The organism is Mucilaginibacter koreensis (assembly GCF_054783355.1).
Window position 1 is genome coordinate 2,588,772 of the sequence record NZ_BAAGQS010000001.1, and the last position, 22,087, is coordinate 2,610,858.

General features: G+C 48.1%; 20 protein-coding genes and 1 riboswitch. Of the genes, 11 read left to right on the forward strand and 9 right to left on the reverse strand.

All coding sequences use genetic code 11. From position 1 onward, the window contains the following. Nucleotides 1-146 precede the first annotated feature (146 nt). A complete protein-coding gene (locus ACYVNW_RS11830) occupies nucleotides 147-413 on the forward strand; it encodes a helix-turn-helix domain-containing protein (RefSeq protein ID WP_460680077.1) in 267 nt (88 codons plus the stop codon). Between the two features lie 5 nt (nucleotides 414-418). On the opposite strand, the gene ACYVNW_RS11835 is transcribed toward ACYVNW_RS11830, so the two are convergent. The 4 genes from ACYVNW_RS11835 to ACYVNW_RS11850 all read right to left on the reverse strand — a co-directional run bounded on the left by ACYVNW_RS11835 (nucleotide 419) and on the right by ACYVNW_RS11850 (nucleotide 2,682). Then, entirely contained in the window at nucleotides 419-577 is a 159-nt protein-coding gene (locus ACYVNW_RS11835) for a hypothetical protein (RefSeq protein WP_460680078.1), read from the reverse strand. A 241-nt stretch (nucleotides 578-818) separates the two neighbouring features. Further along, the gene (locus ACYVNW_RS11840) at nucleotides 819-1,316 is read right to left on the reverse strand and encodes a DinB family protein (protein WP_460680079.1); all 498 of its coding nucleotides are present in this window, start codon (nucleotides 1,314-1,316) and stop codon (nucleotides 819-821) included. A gap of 7 nt (nucleotides 1,317-1,323) precedes the next feature. Then, nucleotides 1,324-1,776, reverse strand: a complete 453-nt coding sequence (locus tag ACYVNW_RS11845) for an ester cyclase (protein ID WP_460680080.1) — start codon at nucleotides 1,774-1,776, stop codon at nucleotides 1,324-1,326. Between the two features lie 30 nt (nucleotides 1,777-1,806). Next, complete coding sequence (locus tag ACYVNW_RS11850) at nucleotides 1,807-2,682, reverse strand: AraC family transcriptional regulator (protein ID WP_460680081.1); 876 nt, start codon at nucleotides 2,680-2,682, stop codon at nucleotides 1,807-1,809. Nucleotides 2,683-3,046: 364 nt separating this feature from the next. Here ACYVNW_RS11850 and ACYVNW_RS11855 point away from each other — a divergent pair, with 364 nt between their 5' ends. From ACYVNW_RS11855 to ACYVNW_RS11890, 8 genes are all read left to right on the forward strand, one after another. Continuing rightward, a complete protein-coding gene (locus tag ACYVNW_RS11855) occupies nucleotides 3,047-3,652 on the forward strand; it encodes an AAA family ATPase (protein WP_460680082.1) in 606 nt (201 codons plus the stop codon). A 167-nt stretch (nucleotides 3,653-3,819) separates the two neighbouring features. Continuing rightward, nucleotides 3,820-4,071 (forward strand): hypothetical protein, encoded by a 252-nt coding sequence (locus ACYVNW_RS11860; protein ID WP_460680083.1) that lies wholly within the window; start codon nucleotides 3,820-3,822, stop codon nucleotides 4,069-4,071. A gap of 156 nt (nucleotides 4,072-4,227) precedes the next feature. Continuing rightward, on the forward strand, nucleotides 4,228-4,635 hold the full coding sequence (locus tag ACYVNW_RS11865; protein ID WP_460680084.1) for a plasmid mobilization protein: 408 nt from the start codon (nucleotides 4,228-4,230) through the stop codon (nucleotides 4,633-4,635). Next, nucleotides 4,602-5,816, forward strand: coding sequence for a relaxase/mobilization nuclease domain-containing protein (locus tag ACYVNW_RS11870; RefSeq protein WP_460680085.1), 1,215 nt, complete (start codon nucleotides 4,602-4,604; stop codon nucleotides 5,814-5,816). The genes ACYVNW_RS11865 and ACYVNW_RS11870 overlap by 34 nt, the downstream gene beginning before the upstream one ends. Nucleotides 5,817-5,825: 9 nt before the next feature. Beyond that, the gene (mobC, locus tag ACYVNW_RS11875) at nucleotides 5,826-7,766 is read left to right on the forward strand and encodes a conjugal transfer protein MobC (protein ID WP_460680086.1); all 1,941 of its coding nucleotides are present in this window, start codon (nucleotides 5,826-5,828) and stop codon (nucleotides 7,764-7,766) included. 233 nt (nucleotides 7,767-7,999) lie between these two features. Then, nucleotides 8,000-8,254 carry a MauE/DoxX family redox-associated membrane protein gene (locus ACYVNW_RS11880; RefSeq protein ID WP_460680087.1) on the forward strand — a complete coding sequence of 85 codons (255 nt, stop codon included), beginning with the start codon at nucleotides 8,000-8,002 and terminating at the stop codon, nucleotides 8,252-8,254. A 313-nt stretch (nucleotides 8,255-8,567) separates the two neighbouring features. Next, the gene (locus ACYVNW_RS11885) at nucleotides 8,568-8,822 is read left to right on the forward strand and encodes a hypothetical protein (RefSeq protein WP_460680088.1); all 255 of its coding nucleotides are present in this window, start codon (nucleotides 8,568-8,570) and stop codon (nucleotides 8,820-8,822) included. A 325-nt stretch (nucleotides 8,823-9,147) separates the two neighbouring features. Next, nucleotides 9,148-10,515, forward strand: a complete 1,368-nt coding sequence (locus ACYVNW_RS11890) for a serine hydrolase domain-containing protein (protein WP_460680089.1) — start codon at nucleotides 9,148-9,150, stop codon at nucleotides 10,513-10,515. 157 nt (nucleotides 10,516-10,672) lie between these two features. Here ACYVNW_RS11890 and ACYVNW_RS11895 read toward each other — a convergent pair whose 3' ends face one another. Both ACYVNW_RS11895 and metE read right to left on the reverse strand, forming a co-directional pair. Continuing rightward, the gene (locus tag ACYVNW_RS11895; protein ID WP_460680090.1) at nucleotides 10,673-11,536 is read right to left on the reverse strand and encodes an alpha/beta hydrolase; all 864 of its coding nucleotides are present in this window, start codon (nucleotides 11,534-11,536) and stop codon (nucleotides 10,673-10,675) included. Between the two features lie 1,029 nt (nucleotides 11,537-12,565). Next, nucleotides 12,566-14,866: a 5-methyltetrahydropteroyltriglutamate--homocysteine S-methyltransferase gene (metE, locus tag ACYVNW_RS11900; RefSeq protein WP_460681013.1), complete on the reverse strand. Its 2,301-nt coding sequence runs from the start codon at nucleotides 14,864-14,866 to the stop codon at nucleotides 12,566-12,568. Nucleotides 14,867-15,048: 182 nt separating this feature from the next. Beyond that, a riboswitch (cobalamin riboswitch) is annotated at nucleotides 15,049-15,244 on the reverse strand. Between the two features lie 406 nt (nucleotides 15,245-15,650). Here metE and ACYVNW_RS11905 point away from each other — a divergent pair. Both ACYVNW_RS11905 and ACYVNW_RS11910 read left to right on the forward strand, forming a co-directional pair. Then, a complete protein-coding gene (locus tag ACYVNW_RS11905) occupies nucleotides 15,651-16,202 on the forward strand; it encodes a YciE/YciF ferroxidase family protein (protein WP_460680091.1) in 552 nt (183 codons plus the stop codon). Between the two features lie 20 nt (nucleotides 16,203-16,222). Further along, on the forward strand, nucleotides 16,223-18,424 hold the full coding sequence (locus tag ACYVNW_RS11910; protein WP_460680092.1) for a catalase: 2,202 nt from the start codon (nucleotides 16,223-16,225) through the stop codon (nucleotides 18,422-18,424). A 56-nt stretch (nucleotides 18,425-18,480) separates the two neighbouring features. On the opposite strand, the gene ACYVNW_RS11915 is transcribed toward ACYVNW_RS11910, so the two are convergent. From ACYVNW_RS11915 to ACYVNW_RS11925, 3 genes are all read right to left on the reverse strand, one after another. Beyond that, complete coding sequence (locus ACYVNW_RS11915; protein ID WP_460680093.1) at nucleotides 18,481-18,963, reverse strand: ankyrin repeat domain-containing protein; 483 nt, start codon at nucleotides 18,961-18,963, stop codon at nucleotides 18,481-18,483. A gap of 322 nt (nucleotides 18,964-19,285) precedes the next feature. Beyond that, the gene (locus ACYVNW_RS11920) at nucleotides 19,286-20,632 is read right to left on the reverse strand and encodes an alpha-amylase family glycosyl hydrolase (protein WP_460680094.1); all 1,347 of its coding nucleotides are present in this window, start codon (nucleotides 20,630-20,632) and stop codon (nucleotides 19,286-19,288) included. 65 nt (nucleotides 20,633-20,697) lie between these two features. Next, nucleotides 20,698-22,083 (reverse strand): glycosyl hydrolase family 28 protein, encoded by a 1,386-nt coding sequence (locus tag ACYVNW_RS11925; RefSeq protein ID WP_460680095.1) that lies wholly within the window; start codon nucleotides 22,081-22,083, stop codon nucleotides 20,698-20,700. Nucleotides 22,084-22,087 lie beyond the last annotated feature (4 nt).

The window sequence follows — 22,087 nt, forward strand, 5'->3', positions numbered from 1 at the left end:
ATAGGGCAGGTCAAAAAATTTGTTCATATCAGGGCTGAATATCAATAGCCCTTTACGAACTATTCAGATTAATTGATCCTCCGACTCGGATAACATCGGACGATTGAGCACGCTGGGGAAATAATTTTGCTTGAAAAATTATCATTATGGCGGCAATAGAAATTGTAACGAAAGACGACCTGCAACAATTCAGGCAACAGCTATTAGAAGATATTAAAAACATGATCTCCATGCCAAGCATGCAGGTGAAGCAATGGCTGAAAAGTGATGAGGTAAGGAAAATGCTGCGAATCTCTGCCAGCACCTTACAGACTTTGAGAATCAATGGTATACTGAAATATAGCCGGGTCGGCAGGATTATGTACTACAAGCGGGAAGACATTCTGAAGCTTTTGGACGGAGGCATAAAATGAACGCTTTAAAACAATTGAACAGCTTTTTGGAAACCGCCATCAGAGACGAGCGCCTGCTGCCCAGCCATATCAGCCTGTACACGGCCGCCGTTTCCTTGTGGAGCAAAAGCAATGGTGAACCTGTATTCAAGATTGTCAGAAAAGATCTGATGCGGTTGTCCCATATCAGCTCTATTGCGACCTATCATAAATGCATCAAGCAGTTAGACGATTACGGCTACTTAAAATACAGCCCCTCCTATAACTGCTACCTTGGTTGCCTGATCCAAATCTATCCCTGCCCTTTGTGAATCTGACCAGATGAGTGCCTTTAGTACGTCGTCGCTGCAGGTACCGGCAGACTAAAATACGGCTTGCCGGTGACTCTTCAATATCTGTCATCATCCGGCAGGTCAGCACTGCGCTTCACTTGCCAAGCAGATAAAATGTGGCCAAATCTGTAGATGACAGCTCAGAGAAACCAACCTGATGCAACAAAGTAATCAGTTGCCCGCGATGGTAAGTAGAATGATTGACGACATGGGCGAAACTTTGGTAGTAAGGCATCTGGCCGGTACTTCCATTCGGGTAAACAAAGTTGACCGGCCGGTCAAGCTCATTTTCAGGATAGTTGCTGATGAAATTAACCAGATCTTCGCCGGCCTTTCGCCATATGGCAATTAATTCATCCTTATCACCCGAAAATACGGCGGACAGGTAAACCGGTGTAGCCGTACCTGTCCAAAAGTCTACCCAGATCTTTTCTGCACTGGCGATGTGAATAGCCGTCTGTCTCACACTGCTGAAGCTGCTGGGATTCAAGCGTTGCCACGCCTCATGATCAATAGCGGACAGCCAGTTCATGGCTTTTTGGTCTGCCCAGCGGTTGTAAGCCGCCAAGACAGCAAAATAATCTTTCTTCATCAGGTTGCTACTTTGAAAGACTGGCCAATAGTTCAGGCAAGGTAGTAATGCCCCAGTGCTCCATGTACTTACCGTCTTTCAACCTGACCATATCAATCACTTCTATTTGGACCTTATTCTTTGTTGCAGGGATACCTAACAAGGTGCCGGTATGCCGGCCGCTGATGGTCTTGCGCGTAGTCACCCAATCCGCCTCGGCAACTTGCTGGTGAATGGTTACTTCGATGCCGGTGAGGGCGGGCCTTAATATCTCGTTGAAGAAATAGCGCATCCCCTGCGGGCCATTGTCCATCCCCGCGGGTGCAGAGCGGTTCACGAACTCTGCATGCATGAGCGCTTCAAAGCTCTGTTCGTCCCATGAGGCGATCACCTCCTGATTAAAGCGGCTTACCGCTTTTTTATTACTTTCCAGTGTTTCCATTTGGTATATTTTGATGGAACAAAGGTAACCTGATATCATCAGGCCGGATTAAGGGTAAGCGTTCAGATACTATGGCGTAACGTTCAATCTTAATTGTTGGTATTCACTTGGCGTACATCCGAACAGGTTTCGGAAAGCTTCAGTAAAACTGGAGTGATTTTGATAGCCAACCTGCAGGGATACACTTGCCGGGGTTTCGCCGGGTGACCGCAGCAGGTCTGCAGCCATTTTCAGCTTCTGATCAAGAAGCCATTGCTGCGGAGTGGTATGGTATAATTCGCCGAATCGCCTTTTAAACGTTGATATGCTCATATTACACAAAAAAGCCAGCTCTCCTACGGTAATGGACTGCCCCACGTGACTTTCTACCACTTTTTTCAGCTGCAATTCATTCTTATCAAGTGTGATCTGCTGTATGGCGCTGAAACGTTCGGGGTCGGCACGTAGCAGATATAAAAGCAACTCTTCTATTTTAAGCAGGCATAGCTCCGGACTTAATGCATCGCCTGCACCGACCAATGCCTGCACAGTGGCAATAAACTGGTTGATGAACAGATCCTGTTTGAAAATGAGAAACGATCTTCCATCGCTATTTCTGTTAGAACCTGCCGGTAACAAATGATGATATTTGATCAGGAAGCTGTTCAGCACTTCATTAGTGAAATACACCAAAACGCTACTGAAGCAGTCTCCTCCGGTGAGTAATTCGGAAGTAAGTACATTGCCGGCAGACAATACTACCAATTCCCCGCCAGTAACCACTGCAGTTGAACCAGGATATACAATGGTCTTGGTGCCACTGACAAGCAGGTTGATCATATTCTGAGTAAGTATGATCTTATTTTTGACGGAATCCTGTCCGGAAGTATAACACCGTATCCATACGGCTTCAGTACTAATCGCCGTACCATCTAACAGGTCATCCGGCAAATGGAAAGTTTTCATTGGCTGCTCCCCTTTCTATCGTTCATTATATGTCCGTATTTCCTCCTGTCGTGCACAAACAAACACCTCAGCGGCAGGGTCAACCTTCGCTCATCCACGCTAATTCACATCCTTCATTCCGCATGAATGACAAAGACCTACGGATAACCAAACCACTGTGTTCCAAAACCCTGCTGAAAGTTCAACCATTTTACCAACTGATCTGATTACTGATTATCCGTAAGCAAAATAATAAAATAAAAATAATGTAATCCGACTCGGACCGTATCGGAGCTTTGACCATACCAGATCCTAGACCTTTGTTGTACAAATGTTCAATTATTCACTTGTTCAAATCGGCATTTGAACAGCATTGCAAACGCAAATGACTAAGATCATCACATTGGCACATCAAAAAGGTGGCGTAGGTAAAAGTACCTTAGCGTTAAACCTTGCTTTGTCTTTCAAAGACCAATTAAAAGTTGCCCTCGTGGATGCGGATCTGCAGGGCAGTATTTATCATATCAGGGAAGACTTTCCTGATATGGACATTTTATCGCCCGAACAGCTTCCGGCACTGCGGAACTTACCTTATGATCTGATTATTGTTGACACTCCGCCTTACCTTTCCAATCGTTTGGGTGACCTGTTTGACCAATCAGATTTTATACTGATACCAACAAAGGCAGGCTTCTTCGACGTGATGGCAATCCGGGCGACCCTGGCGCTTGTCAAGTTCGCACAGGCCAAGAACTATGGCCTGAGAGCCGGGATCGTCCTGAATATGTTAAAGCCACGTTCCGGTTTGACCCAAGAGGTTTACGACCTGTTGGCTACCCTGGGCACGCCGTTGCTGGCCACCCGGATCTACGACCGGGTGAGTTATACACGCTCCTCAATTTCAGGTGGGATCTTGCAGGGTAACGATATGAAAGCCGTCGCGGAGATCACCGGGCTCGCTGAGGAAATCGTTGAACAGATCAGCGCTTGATTATGCTGTTGCATATGACTGCAAAACGTCAATGGAACAGATCAGGAAATGAACAAAGGCACATTTCGGGTATTGAACAAATGTTCATTTGCAGCAAGGTTCATATGTTCATTTCTACAATTGCAGCATTGTTCAACCCTGGCTTCACCATTTAAATCATAACGCTGATGACAGATTACAAGGGAAAGCTCGGTTCCCTGGCCGATAAGCTTAAAAAGGAAATACCGCCGACGCCGATTCAGGCCGTACACCCGGTAAAGGCACCTGAGCAGGAACCGGAAAAGGAATTGCGTTTCAACAACTGGATACCCAGGTCTTTGAAAAAACAACTAAAAGCATATGCCGCGGAAGCGGATATCACTTTAAAGGAACTGAATATCCAGGCACTTAAAGAATACTTAAAAAACCGGGACTTTTAAAAAATCAAAAACTTCGAAGACAATGCAAGGTGCAGTTTACTGCTGTCTTTGTGCAGAAAGCAAGATGTACGTTTGTACCACAAACGGATCTTGCCCGCAGCCTCCAAAGTCGGGCGGGTCTGGACCTCAACCTCCGGAGTCGGTTTAGGAGGACATATGAGCCAGCAAGAAAACAGGTCAAAATGGATGAAGATCCGATTAAAGCCCAGTGAGGAGGAAACCTTGACCCAAAGGTACGAACGGACAACTTTTCAGAATTTAAGTGAGTACGGAAGGGCGTTGCTCCTGGGCAAACCCGTCACCGTTCAGACGCGGGATAAGGCCATGGATGACATATTAGAAGAACTGATCCTGTTGCGCAAGGAACTGAACGCCATTGGTCACAACCTGAACCAGGCCGTAAGAAATATCAATGCGGCTCACGGACAGGCAGACCACCGGATGTGGATGAGCTTACTTTCACTCATCACTGCCCAACTTGAACCCTCAATTTCAGAAATCAGATTAAGGGTAGCCAACTACGCTGATTTATGGTCGCAAAAATTAGAAGCGGGAAAAGCCTGAAGGGCGCCCTATCCTACAATGAGGTCAAGGTGGCCACCGGACGTGCTGAGTTGCTGGCTGCGATCGGCTACAGCATGGATCCGGAGGAGCTAAGTTTTCGTGATAAGCTATTTCGTCTTACTGATCTTGCCGGCAGGAACCAGCGGGTAAGGACCAATACCGTCCACATCTCCCTGAACTTTGACATCAGTGAGCACCTGACCAAAGGCACACTGTCTGCAATTGCCGAAAGGTACATGACAGGTATTGGTTTTGGAACACAACCCTACCTGGTCTATCAGCACTTCGACGCAGGACATCCGCATGTTCATATCCTAACGACGAACATTGATCGCGACGGACACCGGATCTCTCTGCATAATCTGGGCAAAACCAGATCGGAGGATGCCCGTAAAGCCATTGAATTTGAGTTTGGTCTGCGGAAGGCGGAGTCGAAGTGCCAGGCGGAGGCCCCCCGGATCGAACCTGTTCTTTACGGAGAGGGCGCCTCGAAGTTAGCGGTTGAGCAAGTGGTACGGGTGGTGGCCGATACTTACCGCTTTACCAGTTTACCGGAATTCAATGCGGTCTTGCAACACTACAATATTATGGCGGACAGGGGGAACACAACCTCCGTGATGTACAAAAACAACGGGTTGCGGTACTGGATCCTGGATAATAGCGGTCAAAAGATCGGCACACCGCTCAAAGCAAGCGAACTGCGAGGCAAGCCGACACTGAAGCTTTTAGGGCAAAGATTTTTACTGAATGATGCGCTCCGGCGCGCAGTTAAAGAGCAGATCAGGTCGAAAGTGGATGCTGCAATCCGGGAGAATGCGACTTTGAAAGGATTTCAACGATCACTCCAAAAAGCGGATATACGGACGATCATCCGCCGGACAGACACTGGCGTGATCTACGGCCTGACCTTCGTTGATCATCACCTGAAGGTCGTGTTCAACGGTAGCGACCTTGGAAAATCTTATGCTGCGGCAGCGATTGCATCAAGGTTCGCAGGAGACCGGCACGCACCGGACCTTCAATTGAGGAGCAGTGCTGATAGGAAGGAAACGCTCATCATTGGAGACGGCAATGATTCAAGTGAGCTGTTAACAGCTCTTTTTGGCAAAACATCGGACGAGCCGGGTATTCCCGCCGCTCATCGGACAAAGAAGAAAAAGAAAAAAAGGTTGAACCTCTGATTAAAATTTATGCAAACCGGAGAAAACGAACAAGCCCTCCGTAAGGTCATTGACTTTACCCGGCTCCTCAGTGTCTGTGTACTCATCATCCATGTATACCTCTGTTGTTACAAAGCCTTTGCCGGATGGCAGCTGACCTGGCCGGTCATTAATACCATCTTAGCACACCTGGCGCGCCTGCCTGTGTTCCAGTCTCTACTCTTGGCCAAGCTTACGGCGCTGGTCTTGCTGATCGTTTCCCTGATCGGCAGCCGGGGAAAGAAAGATACAGCGATCCGAAAAAGAGTGGTCATGCTGTACGGAGCGGCGGGCTTATTACTCTATTCATTATCAAGCTTATGGTTGACATCCGGCCTGCCTGAAGCGCTCAGCAGCTCATTGTACTTAGGCGCCTCTGCCATCGGCTACCTGATCATCATGCTGGCCGGCGCTAAATGGTTCAGGATGCTAAAGGTCGATCTGAATCACGATATTTTCAACCGGGCTAACGAAACGTTCCCGCAGGAAGAGCGAAAACTGCACAACCCGTATGCCATCAACCTTCCCGCCGAATATACACTGAAAGGCGAAACCCGAAAAAGCTGGATTAATATTGTCAATCCTTTCCGCGGGACTTTGGTTCTGGGCAGTCCAGGCGCGGGTAAATCCTACTTTGTCATCCGCCATATCATTACCCAACATATCCGAAAAGGTTTTGCGATGTTATTGTATGACTTTAAGTATGACGATCTAAGCCGGATTGCCTATAACACACTTCGGCGGTACGGCAGCAGCTATGCGGTACCCGCCCGCTTCTACACCATCAATTTTGAGGACCTTTCCCGGACGCACCGCTGCAATCCGCTTGATCCGGCCGGCATGCAGGACATCACGGATGCCATGGAATCATCACTGACCTTTATGCTGGGCCTGAACAGGGACTGGATCAAAAAACAAAGCGACTTCTTCGTGCAATCGCCGATCAATTTCGTAACTGCCCTGATCTGGTTCCTGCGCAAATATCAGGACGGAAAATATTGTACGTTACCCCATGTAATTGAACTGGCTCAGGCCGACTACAAGGATCTGTTTGCACTGCTGCAGACCGAGCCCGAAGTAGAGGTCCTGATCAACCCCTTTGTATCCGCCTGGCGGAATGAGGCCACTGACCAGCTCGAAGGTCAGATTGCCAGTGCCAAGATCAGTATGGCCCGGCTGGCCTCGCCCTCCTTGTATTATGTGATGTCCGGGAACGATTTCACATTAGACCTCAATAACCCGGAAGCACCCAAAGTAATCTGCGTGGGCAATCACCCGCTCAAGCAGCAGGTGTATGGGGCTGTACTCAGCTTATATATCTCCCGGGCGATCAAACTGGCCAATCAAAAAAATAAACTCAAATGCAACCTCATCTTCGATGAGTTCCCCACCATTTATTTTAGCAACATCGATAGCCTGATCGCCACTGCACGTTCCAACAAAGTCGCCACGACATTAGCCGTGCAGGATTACAGCCAATTGAAAAAGGATTACGGGCGGGACCAGGCTGAAGTAATCATGAATATTGTTGGTAATGTCATCTCCGGGCAGGTGATGGGTGATACCGCCAAACAATTAAGTGAGCGCTTCGGCAAGATCAATCAGGAAAAGCAGAGTTTGACCATCAACAGCCAGGACACTTCGGTCAGCCGGTCGAGCCAACTGGACTATGCGATACCAGCCTCCAGGATCGCCTCCTTATCCTCCGGTGAATTCGTGGGTATGGTCGCTGACAATCCCGATGAAGCGATTCAGCTTAAAATGTTTCACAACCACATCATCAATGATCATGCGCAAATCAAAGCAGAGGAAACTGCTTATGAAGACCTGCCTGTTTTACGTGAGGTGACCAGCGATATGATCCTGTCCAATTATCATAATATCAAAGCAGATATCGCTAAAATCATCCAACAAGAAGTGAACAGGTCATAAAAATTTTCCGATAAGGGGAACAAATGGTGCTAGATGAAAACCCATCAAATGAAAGGTTCAGGCTATGTTTTGTTGATGCTGAACGCGCCATCCATCACCAATATCGAAAATCAAGCTCAAACCTCCCCTATTCACCAGTGTTTAAGCTTTATAATTAAGCGGTTATTTGATCACATGTTGATCAAATAACCGCTACAGACATCACTTACCAACGGCTTCAGCGCATCGGAACATTGGGCACGGGCTTGCTGATCTTTCCGTTTGTGTACACGGCATGGAGCAAACTCCTGAGATTTGATAGGCTTGAAGCACAGAGGCGTGTACAAGCCATACCCGCCTGGTCAGTTGACCCGCTTGCTTGGGCAATTCCCTTGTCCGAATTGCCGGTGGCCTTGCTGTTGCTGACACGCCAGTGGCGTTACGCCGGGATATGGGGCGCAGTTATCGGATGCCCCCATATCCCGGCTACTCGGGACTGGTGGGGTTAGGCGCCTCTCATCAGGGTCCCTATTCATGCGCAGGTGTTTTGCAGGATATGGGTAGGCATACGTACCTGCTCTTCAATATTTTTTCCTGCTGTTAAGCGTCATCTGCATATCGACCATTAACAGGGAAAGCAATGTCTTTGGCAAAGGGTGAGCTGAACAACCGCCGCGAACAGGAACCAGGTGAGTGAGCGCGGCCAGGAGATGCTAAAAAGCCGTCAACAGAGTAGGCCATTAACATTTTATAACCTTAGGTTTTCGGGTGTTTTTGATAGAACAAAGCACTACATTTCATGAAAAAGAACATCTCAGGCTAATGGCGGGTGCCATTGCAGTCGCCACCAGTGCATTCGTAAATGCGAAGCCTGCGTCACACCGCAAAGCCATGGCCTGCTACTGTAGGTACCTGGTCAATGCAAGCGGGCAGTTCGTATCAGGTTTGGAACAATTTTACGGAACCGCACGTGATATCAGCTCTGCTGAGAACAACCTGCCTTGTGAGGCTGGTAAAGATGCCGACTGTATCCGCTTTTTGTTTAGCAAACCATCAGCAAATTTGATGCTGATGTAGTAAGTCATAAATGAAGGTACCCACGACACATGCATAGGTAAAATGCGTTCAGATAACCAGATTGCTAATCTTGTAAACAGCAGCAAGAATAACGGTATCAGGAATAAAGGACGCGAATTCATGGATATTGAAGTCATGTTGCAATTTATATCAAACCATCGTCCTTAGCTATTTACAACAACTGCTTTATTCTTTTCATAAAACCGTCTTTAGTTGACATCGATGTCAGGAGTGTAAATGCCTATTCGCTTCCCCCTGCTATGTAATGTGAATGGGCAGATGTAACAATAGTTTCTTGAGTACATCTAACGGCTAAACACGACACATGAAACAGCCAGGGAAAGGAGTAAGTCTTCTTGTTCTTACATTGCTCATACCGTACCTCAGCTTCGCTCAAATACGACCCGATTCCATTCGCCGGTTTATAAAAGCGCAGATGCTTACCCGCAAAATACCAGGATTACAGGTTGCCATTGTCAGGGGTAACAGCATATGGCTTAATGAGTCCTTCGGCACAGCTAATATAGAACATCAGACACCAGTGACACCGGCCACGCTATTTTCTATCAACTCTGCGACTAAAGCTTTCACCGGTGTTGCCATTATGCAGCTGGTCGAAGATGGAAAATTAGACCTGACGCAGCCGATCAGCAATTATCTGGATAGCCTGCCCCTGTCCTGGCAAAACATTAAGGTTAAAAGCCTGCTCAATCATACCTCGGGTATACCTGATTTTGTGAATGTAAAAAATGGAGGGTACATTCAGGGACTGCCTTATGTACAAGCTTTTAAAGCTGCACGCGAGCTACCTATGGAGTTTGCAGAGGGAGAACAAACTTCTTATAATCAAACCAATTATGTGTTGTTAGGCCAAGTCATCGAGAAGTTGAGCGGTAAGCGTTTTGAAGTATTTGTAAAAGAACGTCAGTTTATACCGGCAGGCATGACGCTGGCAGGCTTTGGCGATTCCCGCGATGTCATCCTGAACAAAGCACCTACCTACACTATATCCAGGGTAACAGAAAGAAACTTTGTAAAAGGACACACCTGGGAACGCACCTGGGAAGAATTCCCGGAGCTCAGGTCAACCGCAGGTATCAATTGCACAGCAACCGAATTAGCACAGTGGATCATCGCCCTTCAATCTGGAAAATTATTGAAATCGACCAATACCATAAGGGAGATGTGGGCGCCTGAAAAGTTAACAAATGGCAGTTACGGGGGATGGGCATTAGGATGGGTAGCCAGAAGGAATATATCACCACGGGCCGTAGCAGGAATAGGTGGCAGCAGGTCATGGTTTTATGTATATCCTGACCAGAATCTAGCCGTTATCGTCCTTACCAATATGAAGTCCATAGGCCCGGAAAACTTAGCTTCAGAAATAGCCGGCTTTTTTTATCCTGAACTTAAAGCCGCCAATGGCGGTAACCTTTCGGATGCACTAATACCGTTATACGACTTATGGAAATCAAAATCCTATAAAGACCTGAACGCAGCATATAACCACATAAGCTTAAAGCGCCCGGGCTATAAGATTCCTGAACGCGATTTGGTTAATTGGGCATATCAAACGCTATTAATAGACAAAAAGCCAGCTGAGGCCTTGCCGGTATTTAAACTGCTGTTACAGCTTTACCCCAATAGTACAGATGGTAAAGAAGGGCTGCAAGCGGCTACAAATGCTCAATAAATTGCATATTAAAACCATTGTACTTCAACACGTTGAGCAGTCGAAAGTCAAACAACGTGTGCCGCTGCACTGATTTTTTCATGCCCACGCTTTAACGGGGGCAACAAAGGATTCAAGCTTATCCATGGCATTTAGTTGCACTATTTCGGTGCATTCTCTACTGTTGGTATATACTTTCGAGTCCTTTGATGAATGCAATCAGGCCCACATCCATATGATCCAAATTCGGATAGGTAAACATCGTGGTTTTCAATCTGCTACCCGTTTGGGAATGAAGTTGAGCTGACAAGCGCCTGACGGGGGATATGGTCCAGGTTGAGTCTTCCAACCCGCCTACACTTAAATACAGGCTTAGGGAATCGGTAGAGGCTCCTAGCGATATGTTTTTCGGCAGCTGAAACAAGTAATTGTTGTGATACCATAATGAAGGGCTTGCTGAAATGAAATTTGAAAAGTCAGCTCTGTTGGTATTAAGCTGTTCCAGCAGCGCATACGCAGAAAAATAGCCGCCAAATGAATGTCCCATTAAGGTACGATGCCCCTGTTGCGTGCGGTACTTGGCGTCAATCTCCGGCAATAATTCGCAGGTGATAAAGTGATAGAAGCGCTGACCACCTCCAACTGCCTGCATCTCATCGGAGGTAATGGCTTGGGGATACAAATAATCTCTTACTCTCGAGGCATTCATTGCTTCGAATGAACGGTAGCCTACGCCTACCAGGATTAGCGGTGGTAGCAACCTCCCTTTTTCATATTGGTGCAGTACGGGGCCAAGCATCGGAAAAAAAAAGTTAGCATCGGTCACTACTACTACCGGGTAGCGCTGCAATGGCTTTTTGGAGTAGGCCAAAGGCACCTGTACCGAGATATAAAAGCTATCTTTCACATGTTTTGAAAACATATGCCGGGAATTGAATGCAGGTGCATCTTCAATATCCGCATGCCGGGATGGTTTGCAACCCACGATCAACATGAGCGGAGCAAACAGGTAGATAACGATGCTATCGCGAATTATTTTCATACAAATTTATTTGGATTGATGGATTAATAAGATGAACTCCAGTTACTAAGCTATTGACATTCATCCCGAATGGCATTAATTTAACGAATTTTAACACCTGTTGAGGTAACGCGAGTCCCTGCGCTCCTGAGCATAAACGCTTTTCGAACGTTCGTTTACTAAAGCATAGTCGATTTGGCTTCCAGCCCGTACGCTTTGTACTCTATCGCTAATTTTCGCCGCTTTTAATCTCACGCCCTCGTATTTGTGTCCAATCGAAAACTTTTATGCCATCTCAGGAATATCAATGCACCAAGTCTATAGCTTTCGATTGGATGAGTCCGATCTTCAGTACCTGAAGGTGTCAACCCAATAGTGATTGGCAACGCTGCCTTGTTTTTGGGCATGGAGTATAATCTTAATTAATCAAAGGCAAGGCAAATTTCACGCGATTCTTCTGAGCGTGATGACTTTACCAACACATTAATCACAAACACTTAGCGTCCATAGGGACAAAGGCGGGTGCTGGTAAGCTGCAGGTGGATCAGCTAATCCTTTATGCATTTATCGCTTAGACCATGGTGCAAAATGTACGGCATATCTGGGAGGACACAGAACGAGTGGCTTAGTACTGCACTAGCAATCTTGTATATGCTTTCGTTGTTCCAAAAAATGGCATTCGGCCGATAGCAGGAAGGCTACCATACCCACGCTCGCTTCATTCGTAAGACCGGAGGTGATGCGATAGACACGGCGGATGCTTCGGTTGGGTTTATCTGTCACCTATGCTATCCCTATTTGATGTTACTGCCGGGTACGACTTTTTTTAGAGTGACGTTCATTCTCCGGCCGCCAGCAGGCTACTGTTCATCACTGCACCTTCGCATGTTCGTGAGCAATCGGTGCAGGTTACGTTTCCCAGTGCAAGCAGCAGCTATGTGATTTCCGCCAATGTTCGATATGGTCATCATCACTCCCAATTCGTTCTTTTGAATGATGAATTTAACAGGAGGGCAGCAATTTCCGCCGCCCTCCTGTTAAAGTAAATTTTTACGGTTCAATCAGGAGGAGTTCCCGTGCCTGCCGGGCAGCAGCTACCATGTTGACCAGTGCTGCTTTCGTCTCCGGCCATTTGCGTGTTTTCAGCCCGCAGTCCGGGTTGACCCACAACTTAGACGCGGGCAATAACGCGGCAGCCTTCTCCAGTAAGGCGACCATTTCTTCCACGCCAGGCACCCGCGGCGAGTGAATATCATAGACACCGGGCCCGATTCCGTTCGGATATTCAAAATGGGCAAACGCTTGCAACAACTCCATTTGGGAACGGGAAGTTTCGATGGTAATCACATCCGCATCCATCGCGGCGATGTGCTCCATGATGTCGTTGAACTCACTATAGCACATATGCGTATGAATCTGCGTTTCGTCCTGAACACCACTGGCGGAAATACGAAAAGCTTTCACCGCCCAGTCCAGATAGTGCGGACGTTTATGCTGGCGCAATGGCAACCCTTCCCGGATGGCGGGTTCATCAATCTGTATGATCCTGATGCCGGCTTGCTCTAAAGCCACCACCTCATCGCGTACCGCTAAAGCAATCTGGTTAGCCGTCACTTCTCGCGGCTGGTCATCCCGTACAAATGACCATTGCAGCATCGTGACCGGACCGGTAAGCATCCCCTTCATCGGCTGATGCGTGTGTGCAGCTGCAAAACGGCTCCACCGTACCGTCATGTCCTGCTGGCGGCTCACATCTCCGTAAATCACTGGCGGCTTCACACAGCGGCTGCCGTAACTCTGTACCCAGCCGTTTTTAGTAAATAAGAAGCCGTTGAGCTGCTCACCAAAGTATTCCACCATATCATTACGTTCGAACTCGCCATGCACCAGTACATCCAATCCGATCTCTTCCTGCCAGCGAATCGCTTCGATGGTCGCCTGCTCCAAGGCGCGATCATATTGCTGGGTGGTCAATTCCCCTTTTTTGTACCGGGCTCTCAGCTGGCGAATATCAGCCGTTTGCGGGAAGGAACCGATGGTAGTTGTCGGAAATGCGGGAAGTTGAAGCCGCGCTTGTTGTACCTGCTGGCGCGCCGGGAAAGCACTTAAGCGACTGGCCTGAGTTGCATCAATTCCGGCTACCCTGGCTTTGACTTCAGCACGGTGCACCTGTTCGGAAATGCTGCGGCTTTCGATCGCCTGCTGATTCGCTTGCAGCAGGGTGGTATTCCCTTCGGCTAGCTCAGCCAATTCAGATATTTCGGATAGCTTTTGCCGGGCGAATGCCATCCAGCTTTTCAGCTGGTCGTCGAGTTCAGTTTCCAGTTCCAGGTCAAACGGTGTATGCAGCAGTGAACAGGAAGGTGCAATCATAATACGGTCAGTTCCTCTGCGGTCCACCGCCTGTTGAATGAGGGGTAATGACCGGGCATAATCGTTTTTCCATATGTTGCGGCCATCCACCACCCCCAGTGAAAGTTGCAAGTGCTCAGGCATCAGTTTCAGCACTTCATCTAATTGTTCCGGTGCCCGCACTAAATCCAGATGCAGTGCTGTCACCGGCAAACTCACCGCGAGTGCGGTATGATCCAGCAAACCTTCAAAGTAAGTGGCCAGCATCAGTTTTACGCCACTCACCCGGTTGGCGATAGCGCGGTAAGCATAAGTAAAGGCGTCTTTCTCTGCTTTGGATAAGTCAAGTGAGAGGAACGGTTCGTCCAGTTGAATCCATTCTGCGCCCAAGGATCTGAGTTTATTGATAATCGCGACATACACGGGAACCAATTTCACAATCAAGTCAATCCGGTGAAAGCCGGCTTCTTTTTCTTTACCCAGCAGCAAATAGCTCACCGGACCAATCAACACGGGCTTTGCTTTGTTGCCGACCTGTTGTCTGGCGGCATGATACTCAGCGAATATCTTTTCAGAAAAGAGACGAAACTCCTGATCAGCCGTAAACTCCGGAACGATGTAGTGATAGTTCGTGTCGAACCATTTGGTCATCTCCATCGCGGTGATATCCAAGCCATCTTGCTGATAGCCGCGCGCCATGGCGAAGTACAGGTCGATTTCCTGATTGGAGGGCACCTGACTAAGCACAGGTGAGTACCGTTTGGGGATAGCGCCCAGAAGCAGGCTCATGTCCAGTACCTGGTCATAATAACTGAAATCATTGCAGGGAATCAGGTCAATCCCCGCATCCAGCTGGATTTGCCAATTTTCTTCTTTGAGCTGGCGGGTGACCTGATTGAGTTCCTTCAGCTCTAAGGTTCCTGACCAATACTGCTCGCTGGCCTTTTTCAGTTGTCGGTGGCTGCCCATTCTGGGATAGCCGAGGTTGTTTTTTAGCATACGCATAAAACTTGTGGGTTAAACATTAATGAAAGATTAATGCTCCTTACGTTTTTGGTATGCCTTCGGGAAATGGGTGTAGAAATAAACAATAGAAGTCCATTACTGCCGGGCGCAACTCAGCCCTGCTGCTATAGCTATCCTGTTTGTCCATTGACTACTGCTTCAATCGCGAAAGCATCGGTCTTAAAACAGCAGAGGCAAGTCTCCTGGCTTGTAACATGATGAACCGTCCTTCTCATTTGCCTGGCAAACAATGGATTTTCTTTACGTGGTCATCACTGGAAATGTTACTTACAGTTGCGCGACAGCCCGTGATTTGCACACGGTTCCTTATTAATTCCCCTCGACGGGGAAACCTTTGCTGCTGGAAGATTTCTTCTGGTAAAGAACGTCAGTGGCAAAGGTAAGTGATTTCCAGGACTAAACTCCCAGCATTCCTGGCTCTTTATTGCGCTGTTGTTTCAGAAACTGGACTGGCCGTCCTATGGCCATTGGGCTCATGTACAGAATTTCACCAACATCCTCTTGCAGATAGCATTTAAGAAGCAGGCCTTGACACCTCGGGAAAGTGACAAGTGAATAGCCGCGGTTATGAGGTAAAACGCGATATCCCTGACAGCCTAAAATTTGCAGGCAGATCGTGGCGGACTGCAGTGATGCCCGAGTTTTTATGCGTCCATCAGTACAGCGATGAATAGCAATAGTTTTCATTAATTGAAACATACGTTTGAATCAAGGGTTCTATCCACACACATCCCTCAAATCAAAATCTGCAAATTTTATGAAAAAAGAAACGGGTACGGAACCCAAGTTCACGACCAAAACCTCCCCCAAGGCGGAACCGGCTTTACAGGAACTGTTCCTGGACGGCATCATGGATATCTATTGGGCAGAAAACCACCTGGCCCAAAACCTGCCGAAGATGATTGAGGCGGCCACATCTGCAAAACTCAAGAAAGCCATTAGTGATCACCTGGCAGAAACCCAGGGACAAATCAGCCGGCTGGAACAAGTGTTTGAATTATTGGGCGAAAAAGTGCTCGCCAAGAAATGTGATGCCATGGAAGGGCTGGTCAAAGAAGGCCAAGGCATCGTGGAAAGTACCGAATCGGGTACCGCCACCCGTGACGTGGGCATCATTCTCGCTTCTCAAAAGATCGAACATTATGAGATAGCCACTTATGGTGGGTTAACACAATTGGCTAAAACATTGGGACACGACGATGTGGCGGAACTGCTTTATCAAAACCTGACAGAGGAAAAGGCAGCCGATCAATTACTGACGGAGGTAGCCGAAGGTGATATCAATTACAAAGCTTCCGAAGAAGCCTAACCCCAAAGATTCATTTCAACATGACAACTAAAAAAGTTACGGAAAAAGGTGTGGATGCGACCGGCGATACCAAAAATTTAGATAAAGGCGCGCAGCCGGCCAATCTCAAAACAGAGAACCTGGCGCCCCATACGGCAGACGCGACAGGCGAATTCATGACCACCAACACCGGTCTGAAGATAAACGATGATCAAAACTCACTGAAGGCAGGTGATCGTGGCCCTACTCTGCTGGAAGATTTTATTCTGCGTGAAAAAATTACGCACTTTGATCATGAACGGATTCCTGAACGCGTGGTCCACGCACGCGGCTCGGGCGCGCATGGCGTGTTTAAAGTATATGAATCTTTGGCTCCCATCACTAAAGCGCTGTTCCTGAACGATACAGCAACAGAAACACCGGTTTTTGTTCGCTTCTCTACCGTAGCCGGCTCCAAAGGTTCCACTGACCTGGCCCGTGATGTGCGTGGCTTCGCGGTCCGGTTTTATACCCAGGAAGGCAACTTCGATCTGGTCGGCAACAATATGCCGGTCTTCTTCATTCAGGATGCGATCAAGTTCCCCGACCTGATTCATGCGGTGAAGCCGGAACCGGATAACGAGATCCCGCAGGCTGCTTCGGCGCATGATACGTTTTGGGATTTTATTTCCCTGACACCGGAATCGGCCCATATGATCATGTGGGTGATGAGCGACCGCGCTTTACCTCGCAGTTACCGCATGATGGAAGGGTTCGGCGTGCACACCTTCCGCCTGGTGAACGCGGAAGGCGTAGCCTGCTTTGTGAAGTTTCACTGGAAACCTCTATTAGGCGTACACGCTGTCGCCTGGGACGAGGCGCAGAACATATCGGGCAAAGACCCGGACTTTCACCGCAGGGATCTGTGGGATGCCATTGACAGCGGTAACTTCCCGGAATGGGAATTAGGCGTGCAGATTGTACCGGAAGAAGATGAGTTCAAATACGAGTTTGACCTGCTGGATTCCACGAAAATTATTCCTGAAGAGTTAGTGCCGGTACAACGCGTTGGAAAAATGACATTGAACCGCAACCCTGACAACTTCTTTGCCGAAACCGAACAGGTTGCCTATCACCTGGGCCATATCGTACCAGGCATCGACTTTTCGAATGATCCGCTGTTACAGGGCCGTTTATTTTCCTATACCGACACGCAGCTCACCCGGCTGGGTGGCCCTAATTTCCAGGAGATCCCGATCAATCGTCCCGTGGTACCGATCCATAATAACCAACGTGACGGCCACATGCGCCAAACGATCAATAAAGGCAAAACCAGCTATAGTCCGAATGCCATAGGCAACAACGATCCGCGACAGGCCAAAGCAGCCGATGGTGGTTTTGTGACCTACCCGGAACGGATATCGGCCAGTAAGGTGAGAGCCCGGAGCAAAAGCTTTTTTGATCATTTCAGCCAGGCGCGGCTATTCCTGAACAGCCAATCTGACCCAGAGAAAAATCACCTGACCGATGCACTATGTTTCGAGTTGGGCAAAGTGAAAGTGGTGGCCATTCGCGAACGAATGCTGGTCTTTCTGGCCCAGATCGACAAAGGTTTGGCGGCCGAAGTGGCTTATGCATTGGGTTTACATATACCTGAAACGCTGGATAACGAACTGAACCAAAACATTCCGGCAGACGCCAATCCGGCTGACTATGCCTCTATACAGGTGGAGGGCGCTTTGATCAAATCCGAAGCTTTAAGTATGGCGAATACCATTAAAGACAGCATACAAACCCGTAAAGTAGCCATACTGGCGGCTGATGGTGTGGACGGAAAATCTTTGAGCGAAGTGAAAGCAGCCATCGAAGCAGCAGGCGGCGTAACAGAAATTATTGCGCCCCGTTTAGGTTACCTGACATCAGCTAACGACGATAAGATACACGTAGACGAAAGCCTGCTGGGCGCAGCATCTGTGTTGTTTGATGCAGTGTATATACCGGGTGGCCTGAACAGTGTAGCCACCTTGGAAGCAGATGCCGATGCGGTACACTTCCTGAACGAAGCGTTTAAACACTGCAAAGCCATAGCCGCCGATGAGCAGGCGCTGCAAGTGTTGGAAGCCACCTACTTCAGCAAGAAGATGGAAAGCGATGAGGGCGTGATCGTGAGCGGCGACGCAGCTCAATTAGCAACTTCATTTATTGAGGCCATCAAACTGCACCGTTTTTGGGAAAGGGAAAAGCCTAGGAAAATTCCGGCTTAATATCAATAAGTATTTTCTTAAAGAAGCCTTGCCGCAATTGCGGCAAGGCTTCTTTGTTATAAAGGTTCTTGTTGTAAAAGCTGGATCGCTTCGTCATTGTTCTGCTGAACAGCTAAATCCAATACGGTCAGGCCTCTGCTATCTTGGATATAGCGGTCAGCTCCCGCTTCCAGCAGCAGTTTAACCAACTCGTTGCGGCCAAACATCGCCGCAAACATCAATGCTGTACCGCCATTGCCATGTTGCAGGTTCAGGTTAGCGCCTTGTTCTATGAGCAATTGGGCAATATCCGCATACCCTTTAAAAGCAGCGCCCATCAGCGCGGTGTTCCCGCCCAAATCAGCTGCATTAACGTTGGCCCCATGTGCCAGCAGCAACTTTGCGGCCGCAACCTGATGGTTGTAACAGGCGATGATCAAGGGGGTGTACCCTTTTTCATCACTGACGTTCAAATCGGCGCCTTGCCTAATCAGCTCCTGTAAAACCGGAAGTTCGCCTTTTCGCGCGGCGGGTATCACTAAGTCGTTGATGGGGATCATGCGTGATTAAATTTTCCTAATAAAGGGCTCGGATGCTTTTTTGTTTGCTTCATCGGGTATGACTTTCGGCCCTTGGCCAACGCCGTACCGTCATTTTAGTAAGCCGAAAGTTTACCTTAACATATTACTAACAGACCTTATGCCTCTCGTGTTACCCGAGACTTGACATTGTGGATCCACCTTCAATTTTACTGACGGTTCCGGAACTTACCATTGGTCCCGGCTGGGCATTTGCGCCACCGGTACCCAGCGCCAGCAGTGTAATTATTGCAACTATAAATTTGTTTAATTACATGACAAATCCTCAAGGTGAACCGTGTCTTTAATTTTTGAGGACAATGTAAGCATAAGGTTTCATGGTAATGGTAGCACCTACGGTGGTTTTGGCGCCGGTGAAAGCATCTTTCCAGGTTCCAGCCAGGGCGGTCGGCACAGCGAAAGTGAGTGACTTGTTTCTTAAATTAGAGATCACCACTACTTTTTTACCGCCATCCTCTTTGGTGAAAGCGCAAATATCATTTGTCGTATATGAAGTTAATTTTCCGCGACGGATAGCGGTGCTGGCATTACGGAAGGCTATTATTCTTTTATATTCTGCCGTTACCTCAGGGTTAAGGCTCCAGTCCACTTTGGCAGAAGTGAAGGGGAACACCAGGCGGTAAGGCAAGCCGACCTCCTGTCCGTTGTAAATGAGCGGTACGCCCTTCATATAGGCCACCACTACAAAGGCCGCCATGGAACCGTTTTTGCCGCCAAAAATTTCCACTGCCGATCCGTTAGAGCCATTTACATCATGGTTGGTCAGGTAACGTACAATTTGCTGCCCCCCTGCAGCACCCACATAGTTCAAGGTGTTTAGAGTATCGATCACTTTAACCGATCTGCCTTTTTTGAATACCGACTCCAACCCTTCAAAGAATTTGAAACCAAAATTATAATCGAAGCCTGCCTGGTAATTGCCCGGCCGTTGCCCTTCAGCCAGCATGAGCAGTTTGTGGGTGCGTATATTTTTAAGCGTATCAATCGCTTGTTTCCAGAAGTCAACCGGTGGGCCATCGGCGTAATCACACCTGAAACCGTCGATATTAGCGGCGTACACCCAGTATTTCATCGCGCCGATCATGGCCCGCCGCATTGCTGAATTATCGAAGTTGAGCTGGGCCACATCACGCCATCCCATGGGGCTCACAATATTGCCTTCGGCATTATGCTTGTACCAGTCCGGATGTTCGGTAATCCAGGCGTTATCCCAAGAGGTATGATTCCCTACCCAATCCAGCAACACAGCCATTTTGCGTTCGTGGGCACCGTCGACCAAGGCTCGTAAATCCTCCAACGTTCCAAATTCTGTGTTAATTGCCAGATAGTCTTTTACGCAGTAAGGGGAATTGGCAGTTTTTAATACGCCCACCGGGTGAACGGGCAGCAGGTAGACGACGTTTACCCCTAAAGCTTTAATGGAATCCAAGCGCGCAATAACGCCTTTGAAATTGCCATCCTTACTAAAGGCGCGCATATTTACCTGGTAGATGCTGACATCCCGCCTGTCGGGCATATGGGTGTAAGGCTTTCCATATTGAACGGGATTTAAAATTTGCCCTATGGCAACAAATGGCACAAGGAACGCCATCATCAGCGCCCATACCAACCGTGTTATATCGTTTTTCATGTGTTTATGTATTTGATTAAAATGTCAAGATTTGCAGTGTGCAATTACCTCCAACAACGTTGTAGCTACTTCCCTGAAATAAAGCGGATATATTTTGCAAACTCGGTTTGAAAATCGCCGTCCTTAAAGCTGGTCAAGGGCTTTCCGCCTAAATAACAATGGTCGAATACGACATTCTCTACCCAATTATCAGGCACCCCGGCAATCACGAAAGGCTTGTTGGGATTTTGCCAGCGGATGTTTTTCAGGTAAACGCCTTTAATATTCCCAGGGCCGGCGGTGCCATACCTCCGGCCTTCGGTAACGATCAGCTCCAGGTTTTTATACTCCATTTTATCTTCTACCCTGATGTCTTCGAAACGGATATCCTGCACCAGTGCGGGGCCATCACACACGATGCTAAACCCGGCATGGCCGCCGGTTCTGCCTTGCCCGCCCGAAGCCAGTATATCACAGTTTTTTACCAGTACATGTTGCGCCAGACCGCCCTGCAGTTCAAAACCCATGGTTACCCCATCGGCATGTGACCAGCCCATCAGCACACAATTGGTTACCGTAATCGAATCGGTGTTGATGTTCTTTACCGTATCGTTGCCAAAGCGCTCCATGGATTTAATGGAGATACAATCATCCCGGGTACGGATGAAGCAATCATCGATGGTAAAATTCTTGCACGATACCGGGTCGATTCCGTCTATCCCCCAAACGGTCTGGTAGCTGAATACTTTTACATTACGGTAAGTCGTATTATGGCAATCAATCAGCGTATTGCTCCAGCTTTTGGTGTTGCGGATGAATACGCCATCTATGAAAATATCACTGCTGTTGGCAATACGTACATTGCCGTTCAAGATGCCGCGGCCCAAAACTTTAACGTTGCTGATATTACGGCCGCGCAGGTCGGCATTCACTACAGCACCGCCGGCTATATAAAGCGTTTGGTTGGTTTTGAGCTCTATCTTGCCTTCATTGTGCACGCCCGGACCGTAATAAGTTACACCGGCATCGCTTTTTTGTGGCACCTCTACTTCCAGCGGGTTGGCAAAAACCGCCAGATCAGGCAGGTGATTGACTTCGATATACAGCTTTTGTGGACCCGGCAAGGTGAAAGTGAGTGTGTTACCCTTTATCCGTGCGGCTATTTTGCGACTCGCCGGCCGTATCGCATAAGTGCTGATTTTCTCGGGTGCGGTAATCGTTATTACCTGAGCCCCGGCACAGGAGAAATTAGCGGCATGCAGATTTTCCCTGCCCCCGCTGCCCACCTGCTCTACCTCTACAGGCGTGTTGTTTATCTTGACGATATAAACTGTACTGGCTTGAAGGCCTGATGGAAGCGGATAAGTCACTAATGTATTTTTTTGAACCTTGGGTGTTGCTGCAGCCATGACATAAAGTGGCAAGGCCAGCAACAAAAAATGAACGAAGGTGCTGCGTATGGTTTTTAACATAGTG

Coding starts and splice junctions, on each gene's coding strand:
- ACYVNW_RS11830 (WP_460680077.1), top strand. CDS start 147: ATGGCGGCAATAGAAATTGTAACGAAAGACGACCTGCAACAATTCAGG.
- ACYVNW_RS11835 (WP_460680078.1), bottom strand. CDS start 577: ATGGGACAACCGCATCAGATCTTTTCTGACAATCTTGAATACAGGTTC.
- ACYVNW_RS11840 (WP_460680079.1), bottom strand. CDS start 1,316: ATGAAGAAAGATTATTTTGCTGTCTTGGCGGCTTACAACCGCTGGGCA.
- ACYVNW_RS11845 (WP_460680080.1), bottom strand. CDS start 1,776: ATGATATCAGGTTACCTTTGTTCCATCAAAATATACCAAATGGAAACA.
- ACYVNW_RS11850 (WP_460680081.1), bottom strand. CDS start 2,682: ATGAAAACTTTCCATTTGCCGGATGACCTGTTAGATGGTACGGCGATT.
- ACYVNW_RS11855 (WP_460680082.1), top strand. CDS start 3,047: ATGACTAAGATCATCACATTGGCACATCAAAAAGGTGGCGTAGGTAAA.
- ACYVNW_RS11860 (WP_460680083.1), top strand. CDS start 3,820: ATGACAGATTACAAGGGAAAGCTCGGTTCCCTGGCCGATAAGCTTAAA.
- ACYVNW_RS11865 (WP_460680084.1), top strand. CDS start 4,228: ATGAGCCAGCAAGAAAACAGGTCAAAATGGATGAAGATCCGATTAAAG.
- ACYVNW_RS11870 (WP_460680085.1), top strand. CDS start 4,602: ATGGTCGCAAAAATTAGAAGCGGGAAAAGCCTGAAGGGCGCCCTATCC.
- mobC (WP_460680086.1), top strand. CDS start 5,826: ATGCAAACCGGAGAAAACGAACAAGCCCTCCGTAAGGTCATTGACTTT.
- ACYVNW_RS11885 (WP_460680088.1), top strand. CDS start 8,568: ATGGCGGGTGCCATTGCAGTCGCCACCAGTGCATTCGTAAATGCGAAG.
- ACYVNW_RS11890 (WP_460680089.1), top strand. CDS start 9,148: ATGAAACAGCCAGGGAAAGGAGTAAGTCTTCTTGTTCTTACATTGCTC.
- ACYVNW_RS11895 (WP_460680090.1), bottom strand. CDS start 11,536: ATGAAAATAATTCGCGATAGCATCGTTATCTACCTGTTTGCTCCGCTC.
- metE (WP_460681013.1), bottom strand. CDS start 14,866: ATGCTAAAAAACAACCTCGGCTATCCCAGAATGGGCAGCCACCGACAA.
- ACYVNW_RS11905 (WP_460680091.1), top strand. CDS start 15,651: ATGAAAAAAGAAACGGGTACGGAACCCAAGTTCACGACCAAAACCTCC.
- ACYVNW_RS11910 (WP_460680092.1), top strand. CDS start 16,223: ATGACAACTAAAAAAGTTACGGAAAAAGGTGTGGATGCGACCGGCGAT.
- ACYVNW_RS11915 (WP_460680093.1), bottom strand. CDS start 18,963: ATGATCCCCATCAACGACTTAGTGATACCCGCCGCGCGAAAAGGCGAA.
- ACYVNW_RS11920 (WP_460680094.1), bottom strand. CDS start 20,632: ATGAAAAACGATATAACACGGTTGGTATGGGCGCTGATGATGGCGTTC.
- ACYVNW_RS11925 (WP_460680095.1), bottom strand. CDS start 22,083: ATGTTAAAAACCATACGCAGCACCTTCGTTCATTTTTTGTTGCTGGCC.